At 71.1% G+C, this 14,916-nt stretch carries 15 protein-coding genes; 11 read left to right on the top strand and 4 right to left on the bottom strand.

Annotated elements, in window-relative coordinates; all coding sequences use genetic code 11:
- From IVW53_04885 to IVW53_04855, 7 genes are all read left to right on the top strand, one after another.
- Positions 1-942 (top strand): NAD(P)-dependent oxidoreductase, encoded by a 942-nt coding sequence (locus IVW53_04885; protein MBF6604900.1) that lies wholly within the window; start codon positions 1-3, stop codon positions 940-942.
- A complete protein-coding gene (locus tag IVW53_04880; GenBank protein MBF6604899.1) occupies positions 939-1,493 on the top strand; it encodes a dTDP-4-dehydrorhamnose 3,5-epimerase family protein in 555 nt (184 codons plus the stop codon). Before IVW53_04885 ends, IVW53_04880 begins: the two co-directional genes overlap by 4 nt.
- A 238-nt stretch (positions 1,494-1,731) precedes the next feature.
- Complete coding sequence (locus IVW53_04875) at positions 1,732-2,973, top strand: hypothetical protein (protein ID MBF6604898.1); 1,242 nt, start codon at positions 1,732-1,734, stop codon at positions 2,971-2,973.
- Positions 2,974-2,998: 25 nt separating this feature from the next.
- The gene (locus tag IVW53_04870) at positions 2,999-4,513 is read left to right on the top strand and encodes a hypothetical protein (GenBank protein MBF6604897.1); all 1,515 of its coding nucleotides are present in this window, start codon (positions 2,999-3,001) and stop codon (positions 4,511-4,513) included.
- Between the two features lie 308 nt (positions 4,514-4,821).
- Positions 4,822-5,580: a polyprenol monophosphomannose synthase gene (locus IVW53_04865; GenBank protein ID MBF6604896.1), complete on the top strand. Its 759-nt coding sequence runs from the start codon at positions 4,822-4,824 to the stop codon at positions 5,578-5,580.
- 237 nt (positions 5,581-5,817) lie between these two features.
- Entirely contained in the window at positions 5,818-6,420 is a 603-nt protein-coding gene (locus tag IVW53_04860) for an RDD family protein (GenBank protein MBF6604895.1), read from the top strand.
- Positions 6,421-6,564: 144 nt separating this feature from the next.
- Complete coding sequence (locus tag IVW53_04855) at positions 6,565-7,275, top strand: methyltransferase domain-containing protein (protein ID MBF6604894.1); 711 nt, start codon at positions 6,565-6,567, stop codon at positions 7,273-7,275.
- 21 nt (positions 7,276-7,296) lie between these two features.
- Here the strand turns inward: IVW53_04855 and IVW53_04850 are convergent, their stop codons facing one another.
- Positions 7,297-7,845 (bottom strand): MBL fold metallo-hydrolase, encoded by a 549-nt coding sequence (locus tag IVW53_04850; protein ID MBF6604893.1) that lies wholly within the window; start codon positions 7,843-7,845, stop codon positions 7,297-7,299.
- Between the two features lie 19 nt (positions 7,846-7,864).
- Complete coding sequence (locus IVW53_04845) at positions 7,865-8,758, bottom strand: hypothetical protein (protein MBF6604892.1); 894 nt, start codon at positions 8,756-8,758, stop codon at positions 7,865-7,867.
- A gap of 308 nt (positions 8,759-9,066) precedes the next feature.
- Between IVW53_04845 and IVW53_04840 the strand changes: the two genes are divergently transcribed.
- The 4 genes from IVW53_04840 (at position 9,067) to IVW53_04825 (ending at position 13,895) form a co-directional block, all read left to right on the top strand.
- Entirely contained in the window at positions 9,067-9,789 is a 723-nt protein-coding gene (locus IVW53_04840; protein ID MBF6604891.1) for a hypothetical protein, read from the top strand.
- A 339-nt stretch (positions 9,790-10,128) separates the two neighbouring features.
- The gene (locus IVW53_04835; GenBank protein MBF6604890.1) at positions 10,129-11,535 is read left to right on the top strand and encodes a sugar transferase; all 1,407 of its coding nucleotides are present in this window, start codon (positions 10,129-10,131) and stop codon (positions 11,533-11,535) included.
- Positions 11,536-12,957, top strand: a complete 1,422-nt coding sequence (locus IVW53_04830; protein MBF6604889.1) for a UDP-glucose/GDP-mannose dehydrogenase family protein — start codon at positions 11,536-11,538, stop codon at positions 12,955-12,957.
- Complete coding sequence (locus IVW53_04825) at positions 12,954-13,895, top strand: NAD-dependent epimerase/dehydratase family protein (GenBank protein MBF6604888.1); 942 nt, start codon at positions 12,954-12,956, stop codon at positions 13,893-13,895. Before IVW53_04830 ends, IVW53_04825 begins: the two co-directional genes overlap by 4 nt.
- Before the next feature lie 14 nt (positions 13,896-13,909).
- Here the strand turns inward: IVW53_04825 and IVW53_04820 are convergent, their stop codons facing one another.
- Entirely contained in the window at positions 13,910-14,743 is an 834-nt protein-coding gene (locus IVW53_04820) for a WecB/TagA/CpsF family glycosyltransferase (protein MBF6604887.1), read from the bottom strand.
- A partial coding sequence (locus IVW53_04815; protein MBF6604886.1) for a hypothetical protein occupies positions 14,730-14,916 on the bottom strand: 187 nt, incomplete at its 5' end. The genes IVW53_04820 and IVW53_04815, both read right to left, overlap by 14 nt.

The following is a 14,916-nucleotide window of genomic DNA, read 5'->3' as shown; positions in this document are numbered from 1 at the left end:
GTGCGCATCGCCGTCACCGGCTCGAGCGGCCGACTGGGCCGGGCCCTCATGACCGCCCTCGCCGACGCGCCCTTCACCGGTCTCGCCGGCCCGATCGGCTGGACGCGTCGCGACTTCGACCTCGACGAGCCGGAGACCGCGGTGGCCGCGATCGGGCGGGATCGACCGGAGGTCGTCCTCCACGCCGCGGCCTGGACTGACGTCGACGGCTGCGCCCGCGACCCCGCCACCGCGGACCGGCGGAACGCGCAGGCCACCGCCGTCCTCGCCGACGCCTGTGTCGGCGCCGGCCTCGACCTCGTGGTCGTCTCGACGAACGAGATCTTCGACGGCGCCCGGACGGACGGACGCGGCTACGGGCTCGCGGATCCTCCGGGTCCGATCAATGCCTACGGCGCGTCCAAGCTCGCGGGCGAAGAGGCCGCTCGCTCTGCCTTCCGGGCCGGCGCGGACCCGGGCCAGCTCGCCATCGTCCGGACCGCCTGGCTCTTCGGCCCGGGAGCCCCCGACTTCCCGACGAAGATCCTCCTCGCGGCGGACCGCGCCCGAGCGGCCGGCGCGCCCCTCCGTGTCGTCGCCGACGAGTGGGGCACGCCGACCTATGTCGTCGACCTCGCCGACGCGATCGTCGAGCTGCTCGGCTCCGGCGCGTTCGCGGGCACGCACCACATCGTGAATGGCGGATCCGCCCGGCGGTCCGACTGGGCGAGGGCGATCGTCGGTCGGGCCGGACTCGACGTGGAGATCGAGGATGTCCCCGGCTCGACCTGGTCACGTGGCTCCACGCCGCCCCGCTGGGGCGTCCTCGAGCCGACCGAGCTGCCGTCCGGCGAGCCACTGCGCGCCTGGCAGGAGGCGATGGCCGACTACGCCCCGATCCTCCTCCGGGCCCGGGCGGCGGATCTCGTGCGGGCCGGCGTCGGGAGGGCCACCGCCCCGTGAGCGGCGACCGCACGGAGGAGGTGCCCATCCAGGGCGTCCGCGTGGGGCGCCTCGTCCGTCACGAGGACGGCCGCGGCGCCTTCCGCGAGCTGTGGCGAGCGAGCGCCTTCGACGGCACGCCGGCGTTCGTCCAGGCGAATCTCTCGACTTCGGCGGCGGGCGTCCTCCGCGGGATCCATCTCCATCGGCAGCAGCTCGACTACTGGGTCGTCGTGTCCGGTCGGGCGTTCGTCGCCCTCGTCGATGTCCGGCCGTTCGTCGCCGGGGCGGGTGCGCCGATCGTCGAGACCCACGAGCTCACCGTGGACGACTGGGTCGTCATCCCCGCCGGCGTCGGTCACGGGTTCCTCGCCCTCGAGCCGCTCGAGCTCCTCTACCTCGTGACCAACGAGTACGACGGCACGGACGAGTACGGCTTCGCCTGGGACGATCCGCTCGCCGCCGTGCCGTGGCCGGCGGCGCTGCCGACCGCGGATGGTCGGCCGATCCTCTCCGAGCGGGACCGGACGACGCCGACCCTCGCCACGCTCGTCGACCGCCTGCGGGCCTGAGCGCGACGCGACCGGGCAGCGGCCGCGCCTGAGCGCGACGCGGACCGAACACCGGCCTCGCCAGCCCGACCGCACAACAGCCCACCGCTCCGCCACTCACCGGCGGTCGCGCCCGACGATGGGGCCATCGCCACCCGGACCATCCCGCGATTGAGGGCGCGCCGCCGGTCGGCCAGGCTGAACGACGTGCGCTGGGCTCGGAGCCCGTGCACCGTCCCTGTTCAGCGGAGGTCACCCAGTGCGGAACACTCTCACCGCGGTCGTGCTCGCCTGTCTCGTCGTCGGGGCGCTCCCGTCGACCGGGATGGTCGCCACGGCGGCCGCGACGAGCGGGACGGGTCCCAAGGTCGTCATCATCGTCGGTCCGGTGGGCGCGACGACGGACGCCTATCGGAGCGATGCCGACGCGGCGGCCGCGGAGGCCCTCAGGTACACCCCGAACGTCGTCAAGGTCTACTCGCCGACGGCCACCTGGGCCGCGGCGAAGGCGGCCCTCCAGGGCGCGTCGATCGTCATCTACATGGGCCACGGAACGGGCTGGCCGAGCCCGTATCCACCGTTCCGGCCGAACCTCATGGACGGCCTCGGGCTCAACCCGACCGCCGGGACGGACGACACGACGACCCAGTACTGGGGCGAGTCGTACCTCGCGAGCGACGTCAGGCTTGCCCCGAACGCGATCGTTATCCTCGCCCACCTCTGCTACTCGGCCGGCAACTCGGAGCCCGGGAATCCGGATCCCACGTTCGCCGTCGCCCACCAGCGTGTGGACAACATGGCCGCGGGCTGGATCGGCGCGGGAGCCCGTGCGGTCATCGCGGAGGTCTACGGCGAGGGACTCTACGGCGGCGCCGCCTGGTACGTGGACCAGCTCTTCGGGGCCAGTCAATCCATCGACCAGGTCTGGCGGAGCGATCCCACCGCTCATGGCAACGTCGTGAGCTTCCCGTCCGTCCGATCGCCCGGCTTCAGCGCGGCGATGGACCCCGACGGTCCTCTCGCGCCGCCGTATCACCGCTCGATCGTGGCCGATCTCGCGCTCCGCACGGCGGATGTCGTCGCCGGCACGACGACCGTCCCGGCCGGCGGGGCACCCACGGTTCCGCCGACGCCGACGCCGACGCCGATGCCGACCCCGACCCCGACCCCGACCGTCCCGCCGACGCTCACCGCGCCGCCGCCGACGCCCACCGCGTCACCGTGGGCGAAGGTCGTCGTCTCCGACACCACACCGGGCCGCGGTCAGATCATCACCGTCACGGCCACGAGCGCCGGGCCGCTGAGCGCGAACCCGCGACTCACGATCGTCCAGCCGCGCCTCGCCGCCCGTGCCGTGACGATGACGAAGGTCTCGGCCACGACGTTTCGGGCCTCCATCCGCCTCGTGGCGGGTCACACCGGCACGATGTTCCTCATCGTGAGCGGACGGGACCGCAGCGGGCACGTGAACTCGACGACGGTGCGGCTCCCGCTCCACTGAGCGGCAGCAGATCGTTACGGTGCGAATGGAGCATCCCGGCCGCCGTGCCGGGCGCCTCGTCCTCGGAGCCGTCGTCGGAATCCTCGTCGCGATCCTCACCGCGACGTCCGTCGCCGTCATCGTCGCGCCGGCCGACATCCCGGGCTCGACCGCGACCGCCCCCACCTTCGAGCCGGCCCTCCCGGCGGCCGTGACCGCCGCTTCGCCGGCGACGCAGCCGGACCTCCCGCCGGCAATCCAGCCGTCCATCCAGTACGAGGAGGCCGCAGCCCACGCCCACGATCCGATCCGGTTCACGCCCGGGCCCCCGGTCGAGGTGGGATTCACCCCGAGCAGCGCCGACAACTGGCCGGTGGGTGGCGGAGCGCCAACAGCGCTGCCCGCCGCCGGCGCGGCGTCTCGAGTCATGGCCCTCGGCCCGAACGTCGCCGTCCAGAACGTCGCTGCCACGACGAAGAGGCGCCGCGAGGTCTTCGGCTTCCTCCCCTACTGGACGCTCGGCGACCGGACCACCCGCCTCGACTACTCGCTCCTCTCGACGATCGCCTACTTCAGCGTCGGTGTGGACCGCAGCGGGAACCTCGTCAGGCGGAACCCGGACGGCTCGACGGCACTCGGCTGGGCCGGCTGGACGAGCTCGGCGCTCTCGAGCGTCATCACGGCCGCCCATCGGCGCAGCACGCGCGTCGTCCTCACGATCTCCATGTTCGGCTGGACGACCGCCGGCGCCGCGCTCCAGGGCGCCACCCTCGGCAGCGCCTCGGCACGACGCAACCTCGCCCGCCAGGCGGCCGCGGCCGTCCGCGCCCGGGGTGCCGATGGGATCAACCTCGACGTCGAGCCGCTCGCCGCCGGCCGCGCGCGGGAGTTCACGGCGCTCGTCCGGGCGATGCGCACCGAGCTCGACCGGGTCCACCGCGGCTACCAGGTGACGTTCGATACGACCGGCTGGATCGGCAACTATCCGGTCGAGGCGGCGACCGCCCGGGGCGGCGCGGACGCGATCTTCATCATGGGCTACGACTACCGGACCGCCGGCACGTCCATCGCCGGCTCCATCGATCCCCTCGGCGGATCCGGCTACACCCTCGCCGACACGATCGCGGCGTACACGGCCCGAGTCTCGCCGTCCAAACTCATCCTCGGCCTCCCGTATTTCGGTCGGGCCTGGTCCACGACGACGAACGCCGTTCGCGCCCCGAACCGCAGCGGGACGAGATACGGGACGTCGAACCCGGTCCTCTACAGCGACGCGGCATCGTTCGCCACGGTCTATGGGCGCCGGTACGACCCGACCGAGCAGGTCGCCTGGTTCTCCTACCGTCGCCTGACGTGCACCACGTCCGGTTGCGCGACGAGCTGGCGGCAGGTCTACTTCGACGACGCGCAGGCGCTCAGGGCGCGCTGCGACCTCGTCATCCGCAGCGGACTCCGCGGCGTGGGGATCTGGGCGCTCGGCTACGACGGGACGCGGCCCGAGCTCAACCGCGCGCTGGCCCTCGCGTTCCTCCACGACACCGCACCGCCGGCGTCTGGGTGACGAGGACGCCCATCGGATCGAGCCCGCCGTCCGAGATTCCGGCATATGGCCATCAGGCGGGCGTTGGTCTGCACGTCGCTGACAGGTGGCCCTCAGCCGGGCATCTGGCAGGATCCACCCGTCGGCCCGGCCCGGTCCACGCTCAGATCTGCCAGCGCCGTGTGGGGAGTCATTGACGTGCGCCCGCCTGGGGGTCACCTGTCCGAAACGGCCTGTCGCGCCGTACCCCGGTCTGACCGCTGCCGGGTGCGCGGTTGGCGAGCGCGCGGCTGCCGAGCACGCTGCTGCCGCCCGGTACACTGCGAGCGATGGACGATGAGGTGAGCGGCCGGCCGGCAGAACACCGTCCGTGGATCGTCCTCCCCACGTACAACGAGGCCGAGAACCTGCCGTCGATCTCGGCTGCGATCCTCGCCGCGCTCCCGGCTGCGACGCTCCTCGTGGTGGACGACGGCTCGCCGGACGGGACCGGCCGGCTGGCGGACGAGCTCGCCGCCGCAGAGCCGCGGATCCGGGTCCGCCATCGCCCGGCGAAGCAGGGACTCGGGCGGGCGTACCTCGACGGGTTCCGGATCGCCCTCGATGGCGGCGCGACGGCCGTCGTCCAGATGGACGCGGACTGGTCGCACGACCCCGGAGCGCTGCCCGGGCTCCTCCGGCCGATCGCGGAGGACGGGGCGGACCTCGTCGTCGGCTCGCGGTACGTCGAGGGCGGCGGCGTCGTGGACTGGGGCCTCGGGCGTCGCATCGTCAGTCGCGGCGGGAGCCTGTTCGCCCGCCTCGTCCTCGGGCTCCGGGCGCACGACCTCACCGGTGGCTTCAAGGCCTGGCGGGCGGAGACGCTGGCGGCGATCCCGTTCGACGGAGTCCACGCCGGCGGCTACGTCTTCCAGATCGAGATGACCTACCGGGCGAGCCGGGCCGGCGCGCGCATCCGCGAGATCCCGATCACCTTTCGCGACCGGCGCGTCGGCCAGTCAAAGATGAGCCGCCGGATCGTCGTTGAGGCGCTCGTCGTCGTCTGCCAGCTCCGCGCGGACGAGCTCCTCGGCCGCCGTCGCCGCTGACATCGGTGCCCGCTGTGGAGGCGGGGCGCGAATCGGCCTGTTCGACGCTTGCCGACGTGCGTATGCTGTCGGGACGCGAGCCGGTCGCCCGTCGCCATCCGGCGATGCCCACGCCGCCGGCGCGGGAATCGCGGCCATAACGGAGGGTCGTCCATGTCCGGTCCAGGGCCAGAGAACGCACCGTCGCCGCAGCCACCGAGCGCCCCACCGCCCGGGCCGATGTCCGCCCCGCCGAGCATGCCCGCCTGGACGGGCGCGCTCACCTCGACGGCTCCGACGCCCGGACCGGCCGGCCTGTTCTACGCTGACGTTCCGAACCGGGTCATCGCCTATATCATCGATGCGATCATCGTCGGCATCGTCGGGCTCATCATCTCGATCGTCGTCTTCGCGGTCCTCGGCTCGCCGACGTCGGTCTCCACCGTGGCCGATCCGAACGCCCTCCTCGGCGTCCGCTTCGAGACCCAGACGAACATCCTGCCGACGCTCGTGTACGCCGTCCTCGGGATCGGCCTCTCCGCCGGCTACTTCATCTACACGTGGACCGCGATGCGCGGCACGATCGGGATGCGGGCCCTCGGGATGCAGGTCGGCAACGCGGCCAACGGCGCGACGATGTCCATGGACCAGGCGATCCGGCGCTGGCTCGCCCTCGGCGGGATCTTCTCGCTCGCCCAGACGCTCAACCCGCTGCCGCTCGTCGGCCTGCTCATCGGCCTCGCGGCCCTCGTGTGGGTCATCTTCCTCCTCGTCACCACTGCACAGAGTCCGACCAAGCAAGGCTGGCACGACAAGTTCGCCGGCACGATCGTCGCGAAGGCGGCGCGCAGCGTCGCCTGATCGCTCTCGTCACATCGGCGCCTCCATCGGCCCCACCGGACCCCGGCGGGGCCGATCCATGACCCGGCGCCTGCGTCCGGCGACGCTCGCTCGGTGAGCGCCCGCGAGTGGGACGCCGCGACGTACGACCGGATCGCGGACCCGATGACCCGCTGGGGCTCGGCCGTCCTCGACCGCCTGCCGCTCGCCGGTGACGAGCGGGTCCTCGACGCCGGATGCGGGTCCGGTCGGGTGACCGAACAGCTCCTCGAACGGCTGCCGACTGGCCGTGTCGTCGCCCTCGATGCCTCCGCGGCGATGGTGGCGGAGGCTCGCCGCCGTCTGGCTGCGGCCGGCGACCGCGTGACGTTCATCGTCGCCGACCTCCTCGAGCCGCTGCCGATCGAGCCGCTCGACGCCATCCTCTCGACCGCGACGTTCCACTGGGTGACGGATCACGACGCGCTGTTCTCGAACCTCGCGGCAGTCCTGCGGCCGGGCGGTCGCCTCGTCGCCCAGTGCGGCGGGCTGGGCAACATCGCGGCCGTCCTCGCGGCAGCCTCGGAGGTGGGGGAGGGCTTTGGTATCGACCCGGGCTGGCAGGGTCCGTGGCGCTTCGAGTCGCCGGTTGCGACGACGGTCCGACTCGCCGCTGCGGGCTTCAGCGAGATCGCCACCTGGCTCAAGCCGGAGCCGACGCCGATCGAGCCCGGCGAGCCGCTCGAGACCTACCTCGCGACCGTCATCCTCCGGGCGCATCTCCTCCGGCTACCGGAGGTGGACCGAATGCCGTTCGTCCGCGCCGTCGCCGCCCGCCTGGCCGGCGCGCCGATCGACTACGTCCGGCTCAACATCGTCGCGACGCGCGCTGTCTGACGCCGCGAGGCGGCGCTCACCTCAGCGGCGGACCGTGAACGGCGATCCGTGGCCGGGGATGACGATGTCCGCGACGGCGAGGATCCGGGCCCGGCTCGCGGCGAGGACCGCCTGATCGGGCGCGTATGGGTCCACCTCCGGGGTGCGGTCGCCGCGCCACCACGCATGGGTCATCGCGTACATCCCATCGTCCGCCTGCACGATGAGCGATGCGTCCTCCTCCGTGTGGCCGGGCGTCAGCCACAGCTGCGAGCACGGGGCGAGGCGATACCCGTCGCCGTCGTGGTCGAGCCACTGGTCGCCGACGTAGCGGGCCCAGAAGTCCACCACCTCGGCGTTCGGGAAGAGGGCCACGTTGATCGTGTGATCGGGGTGGTGATGGCTGAGGAAGACGTGGGTCACGGAGTCCGGAGTCACGTCGAGGGCCGCGAGCGGATCGAGGATGCGGGCCCGGTCGGCGACCATCCCCGGGTCCACGACGATCCGGGCCGCTCCGTCGAGGACCAGGACGACGCTGCTCGCGACGCGATCGCCGGCATAGCCAGCGTGGAGGAGGTGGACACTCGCCATGGGCTCCGATCATAGGTGCTCACCGAACGTCGCGCCCGGTGGGTTGCTGCCCGCGATCCGCGAGGAACTCCTGGGCCACCGCCCTTGCCAGGATCCGGTTCGCGCGCACGCCGAGCCAGAAGGGGGCGTGGAGCGGCGGCCCGCCAGGTGTCTTGTTCGCATCCACGACGTGGATCCGCCCGTCGTGGCGATCCCGGAGGACGTCGAGCTCTCCGAACTCGAGACCGATCAGCGCGCAGAAGTCCAGGAGCAGCTCGATCTCCCGGACGGCCAGCACGCTGGCCGTCGACCGCATCTCGGTGCGGTCGTGGAGCTGGGTGAAGCGCTCCCTTTCGCTCCGATGACGGAGGTACACGAAGGGGATGCGTCGGCCCACGATCGGCACGCGCACGTCCACCACCCGATCACCGTCGACGACGTTGTCCACGAGCTGCTGGTAGACATAGCCGGCCTCGGGCTCCCTCGGGCCCTCGATCAGCGTCCCGTCGTGGACGGCGTTCTCCTCCGATTTCCGCACGTAGCGCCCGACGTGGGTGCGGGGATCCACGGCGAGCCCGTACCCGAACGCGGCGATGGATGCCGCCTCCACCGTCGACTTGCGGATGTCGACGCAGCGCTCGTTGATCAGGCGCGGCCGGCCGAGCGGCGGCGCCGCTGGCGGCTGCCGGTTGACCGTGGTGTCCTCCCAGCTGAAGGCCATGACGCAGTCGGAGCCGTACGTTTCCGTGACGCGCAGCCCGAGCTCGCGGCAGATCTTCCAGACTGAGTAGACCAGGCGCGGCTGTTCCGGGGTGAAGAAGGCGGAGCCGGATCGGCGTCGGATCAGGCGCGCCACCGTGAACCGCCACGCGTAGTACATCCAGACGAGCACCTTTAACGGGTTCCTGATGAGGCCCCGAAGGTGATCCAGCATCCGGCGATCCCTTCCCAAGACGACGTCCGAGCCGTGGCCCGGCGGCGATGGTCCTGCCCATCGGGTGGGACCGGCGTTGCCCGCTCACACCACATCAGTGCCGTGGTGCGGGTTGGATAGTGTGAATCGGGTCCGGTTACGAGTAGTATCCGGTCCTGCAAAGGTACTAGACGCGCGCACGACTGCAGGGGCAGAATGGCCCTCCCGGCGCTCCCGAATCGGGAACGACGGGGAGCACTCATCCATCCTCATCGGAGACGCTCCGTGGACGCGGCCGCACTCCATATCGCTCGACGGAGGTTCAACTGATGTCTCGTCAACGCCGAACAGCCCTGCGGTTTGGCGGGGCGGTGATGGCCGCGGCTCTCGGTCTCGCCTTGTTCGCCGGCACGGCCGTCGGGAACACGCCGAGCGCGACGATGGACTGCACGAACGGACTCAAAGTCGACCTATTGGGCTATCCCCATTCCGGGGACAGCCGCTTCGTCAACACTGTGTCGATCACCGTCGACGGCGTTCCGATCGTTTCGAGTCTCATTTTCTGGGGGGACTACCACTGGCAGCTCAATCCCATTCCGCCCACGACGTCGCCCCACACCGCGAAGGTCGTCATCACGACGTTCGACCAGGATTCGCCTCCGATCGTGACCTTTGATCTCAAGGTCGGCGCGTGCACGGAATCGCCCCCGCCCCCGCCGCCCTCGACACCGACGCCGCCGGTCATCCCGTGCACACCGGCCAACAACTGCTTCTTCAACACCCCGCCCCCGCCGCCCTCGACGCCGACGCCCACCCCGACCCCCGTCCTGACGCCGACTCCATCCGCCTCCTCGACGCCGAGCGGTGGCGTCCTGGGAGCGACCGGGACACCCGGCGTCACGCCACCGTCCACCTCGACGATCGGTTCGGTCGGCGGCTCGACGGGTTCGGGCCTGCCGATCGCCATCGCTGCCCTCGTCGGCCTCGGCCTCTCCGTCCTCCTCCTGACACCGCGTCAGGCGGTCTCCCGCACGACCCGGCGGCGCCGCTGACCGGCGCGCCCGGTCACACCGGCCTGGCCGTCCAGCGGGACGACGCCCGGTAGCTGACCTGGACTTCCTATACGAGGGGCGGTGACGGCTCAGACGTCATCGCCCCTCGACTGCTTCAGATGGGTTGGTGCGTCGTGTCACCACCATGGCCGACATATCGGGTAATTGCGCTTGACGATGCCTGTGGTCGGGTGGTGAACTGGCCAGCCCGACCCCCATCGATCGCGCACGCGATGGGGGATGCATGAGTCATTCAGAAGGGAGACGGATCCTCCCGGCCGCCGGCCGCAACGCGAGATCGATCTCGTCACCGCCGGGCGCTGGAACGGGTCCCAGGACATGATCCGTCGTCATGAGACCGGTTTCCGGGTCGCATTGATGGGCTCAGACGCTGCCCTTGCGTCGGCCCTCATCGTGGTCGTGTTCGCCGCACGCTTCGGACCTGGATGGCCAGACGTCCTCACCGAGCTGCTGCCCCAGCCGGCAGTCTCGATCGCCATCTTCTGCGTCGCCTGGATCGGCCTCCTCGCCGCCCACGGCCTGTACCGCCCCCGCGCGCGATGGTCCGTCCGGAGCGACGCGATCGGCGTGGCGCGAGCGGCGGTCCTCCTTGCCTTCGGCACGATCGCCGTGCTGTTCATGCTCGGCTGGACGAGCATGAGCCGGTTCGCCCTGCTCGCGATCTTCCCACTCCTCGCGACCGCCACCATCGTCGCCCGGGCCGCGCTTCGCGAAGTCTTCCGGCAGGCCCGCCGCAGGGGACGGAACTTCGAGACCGTCCTCATCGTCGGCACGGGCAGGCCCGCCGTCGAGTTCGGTCGGAAGATCGCCGAACGGTGGGACCTTGGGCTGCGGGTCGTCGGGTACGTGGGGCCCGGAAACCAGCGGGGCGGCCGACCGGATCCATACCTGGGCACCCTCGACCGCATCCCGGCCATCCTCCACGAGCAGGTGGTCGATGAAGTCGCGATCTGTCTTCCGGCCAGTGAACGGCGCCGGATCGAGAGCATCTACCAGCTCTGCGCGGACGAGGGCAAGACGATCCGCATCCCCATCGAGCTTCCCGATCAGGTGCTGTCCTCCGGCCGGGTCGAGGATCTCGACGGCACGCCCGTCCTGTCCGTCGTCAGCGGCCCGGATCACACCGTCGCCCTCGCCGCAAAGCGGGTGGTGGACGTCGTCGGGGCGACGATCGGCCTTGTCATCCTCGCGCCCATCTTCGCCGCCGCCGCGGTCGCCATCCTTGTTGCCGATGGCCGGCCCATCCTGTTCATCCAGGAGCGGGCAGGCGTGAACGGCCGGCATTTCAGGATGGTGAAGTTCCGGACCATGACGCGGGAGGCGGACGCGCAGCGAGCGGCACTCCGTGCCCATAACGAGATCGCCGGAAGCGCCTCGTTCAAGATGACGAACGATCCCCGGATCACGCCGATCGGTCGCATCCTGCGCAAGACGAGCGTCGACGAGCTTCCCCAGCTGCTCAACGTCCTGAGGGGCGACATGAGCCTCGTGGGGCCGCGGCCCCATCCGTTCGACGACCTGGCCGGCTACCACCCGTGGCATCGCCGTCGCCTTTCCATGAAGCCCGGCATCACCGGGCTCTGGCAGATCGCCGGTCGGTCCGAACCCAGCTTCGATCGGTGGGTCCAGCTGGACCTCGAGTACATCGACCACTGGTCGATCTGGCTCGACCTCCGCCTCATCGTCCAGACCATCCCAGCCATGCTTCGCGCGGAGGGCCGCTGATTGATCGATCCACTGAACGAAACGCCGGACCAGGTTCCGGTCGCTGCCGCGATCGCTGACGGCTACGGGCGAGCACCCGGCTCGCGCCGCGTCGCGGTCGTCGGTTGCGGGCACGTCGGTCTCGTCCTCGCCGCAGGTCTCGCGAGGCTCGGCCATTCCGTCGTGGGCATCGACACGCAGGAGAGTCTCGTGTCGGAGCTCTGCAGCGGCGTCGTCCGCATCCGCGAGACGGACCTACAGGATCTTGTCGTCTCCGGACTCACCTCCGGCCGGCTCGCCTTCACGACGAGCTACGCCGCGGCGATCCCGGAGGCGGAGATCATCTTCCTCGCCGTGGACACGCCGGAGACCCTCGCGGGGGCGGCGGATCTCCGCAACATCCGCGCAGCCACCCGGACCATCGCCGCTTCGCTCAACGGGACGTCGCCGATCATCGCCAACAAGAGCACGTCGCCGATCGGCACCGGCGAGACGATCGAGGAAGTCCTGCGGACGGAGCTCGCCGGGCGGCACCGCGCGCCGCGCATCGTCTCCAACCCCGAATTCCTCCGTCAGGGCCGGGCGGTGCACGACTTCTTCCATCCCGAACGCATCGTCGTCGGCTCCCGGTCCTCCGCCGACGCGCGTGAGGTGGCGGACCTCTACACGGGCACCGGTGGCGCGGTGATCGTCACGGATCTGCGCACGGCGGAGATGATCAAGTACGTCGCCAACTCGTTCCTCGCGACGCGCATCTCGTTCATCAACGAGATCGGCCGCCTGTGCGACGCGATCGGCGTGGATATCGACCGCGTCGTCGAGGGAATCGCCCTCGACCCGCGGATCGGCGATCATTTCTTCCGACCGGGCATCGGGTTCGGCGGCAGCTGCCTGCCCAAGGATGTCGCCGCTCTGCGCTACATCGGTGAGACGTTCGGGGTGGCGACCCCGGTCCTGTCCGGGGTCCAGGAGGTCAATCAGGCGCAGCGCACGAGCGCGGTCCGCCGCCTCCAGGGGAGGCTCGGCAGCCTCGAAGGTCGACGTATCGGTGTCTGGGGGCTCACCTTCAAGGCGGACACCGAGGACACGCGAGAGTCCCCGGCGATGGACGTCGTCGGCCTCCTGGCGAACGCCGGCGCGAACATCCAGGCCTACGACCCCGCGGTCGCCGGTGACGCGGGGCTCGTGCCCGGCCGGTTCGCCCCGTACCTTCGATCCAGCGCGCTCGAGGCGGCACGGGACGCTGACGCCCTGGCGATCCTCACCGATTGGGCCGAGTTCCGGTCCGTCGATCTCGCCGCGGTGCGGACCGCGATGAAGGGCAGTCTCGTCTTCGACGGGCGGAACGTCCTGGACCGGCACCTGGTCGAGGCTGAGGGGCTGGCGTACATGGGAGTTGGCCGGACGGCGACGACGCCGCGCCGACGGAGCTCGGACTATTGAGGGTCCTCGTCGCCGGCGGCGCGGGCTTCATCGGCAGCCACGTCTGCCGCGAGCTTCTCTCCAGAGGGCACGAGGTCGTCTGTGTGGACGATCTCTCGACCGGCGCTCGACGGAACATTTCCGAGCTCGAGGTTCGTCCGGACTTCCAGTTCGTCGAACGCGACATCACCAGGCCGCTCTCCATGCAGGCAGACGTCGTCCTCCATCTTGCCTCGCCGGCCAGCCCGATCGATTACGTGCGGATGCCCCTTGAGACGCTGGCGGCGAACTCGACCGGCACCTGGCGACTGCTCGATGTCGCGCGCGAGTCGGGCGCCGTCATGACCTTCGTCTCGACGTCCGAGGTCTACGGGGACCCGTTGGTCCATCCGCAGCCCGAGACGTACTGGGGAAACGTGGATCCGATCGGCCCGCGTTCGTGCTACGACGAGTCGAAGCGGTTCGGCGAGGCGCTCGTCATGTCGATGCGCCGGCGACACGGGGTCCAGGCCAACATCGTCCGCCTCTTCAATACGTACGGCCCGCGGATGCGGCACGACGACGGCCGGGTCATCCCAGAACTCATAACGGCCGCGCTGGCCGGGCGGCCGATGGTGCTCCACGGCGACGGCGGGCAGACCCGCTCGTTCTGCTATGTCAGCGATCTGGTGGACGGACTCCTGGCGGTCACCCTGGACCGCGACCTCGACGGCGCGGTGCTCAACATCGGCAACCCGGATGAGGTCACGATGCGCGAGCTCGCCGAACGGATCCGCGGGATCACCGGTACCGACTCACCCATCGATTACGCCGAACGACGACCGGGCGATCCCGAGCACCGCCAGCCTGACATCGCAAGGATGCGGGCGCGCTACGGCTGGACCCCGGGCATCGATCTGTCCGAGGGTCTCACCCGGACGGTCGCGGCGTTCGAAGCCGAGATGTCCTCCGCGGCCTGAGTCCGGGCGCGGGTTCAGCCGCCCGGCCGGTCCGCGCGGCGAGGTCCGCGACGTGCGGCGTCTCGCAGCACGATCCCGAGGAATCGCGCGTTCGCGATCGTGTAGCGGCGGAGGAGCCGACGGGGCTCGAGTGCCAGCCGGAACAGCCACTCGAGCCCCAGCCTGCGCATGACTCGCGGCGCGCGCCGCCGCCGTCCGCCGACGATGTCGAAGGCGGCACCCACGGCCATCAGCGCGGCGGCGTCCAGGCGATCGCGGTGGTCGGCCAGCCAGAGGTCCTGCTTGGGAGTCCCGAGTCCCACCCAGATGAAGTCCGGACGGGCTGCGTTGACTCGGGCGACCATGGCCTCGTCCTCGTCCGCCGTGAGCGGCCGGAACGGCGGCACCTCGATCCCGGCGACGATCAGGCCCGGGAAGCGTTCGTCGAGGCGGGCGGCAAGGCGCTCCGCCGCGTCCTCCGCGCCGCCGTAGAAGTAGTGCCGAGCTCCCAGCGCGCGCCCGCGGTCTGCCATGTCCGGCAGGACATCGAGGCCGCACACCCGCTCGATGCGGCGCCCGCGCGCTCTCCCGACCCACACGAGCGGCACGCCGTCCGGGACGTTGAGGGCCTCGTGTCGCAGCGCCGTCCGCAGACGATCGTCGTCCGTGGACTCGACGATCGTGTGGGCGGTGCAGAAGTGGACCGCCAGCCTCCGACCGGCGGCGCGCGCCCCGAGGAACAGCGACAGGGCCTGCTTATAGGTGAGCGTCGCGATGGGGATCCCGCCGATCTCGACGACCGGGACGGATGACGACGCCGGGATCGGGCCGGGCGAACCGTGGGCCGCCCTGCTGTCAGGGTGCGTCACGGACCCCGGCGGCGGTCGGGCGCTCCTCGATACGCCGGTGCTCGTACCAGTCGATCGTCCGCCGGAGGCCGACCTCGAAGGGTGTCCCGGCGACGAACCCGAGACGGTCCCGGGCTCTGCTCGTGTCGAGCGCTCGCCGCGGCTGTCCATCGGGCTTCGTGGGGTCCCACCGG

The sequence above is a fragment of the Chloroflexota bacterium genome, from assembly GCA_015478725.1.
GTDB lineage: Bacteria > Chloroflexota > Limnocylindria > Limnocylindrales > CSP1-4 > C-114.
Note: the sequence above shows the minus strand (reverse complement) of the source record. Positions and strands in the feature narration are given on the sequence as shown.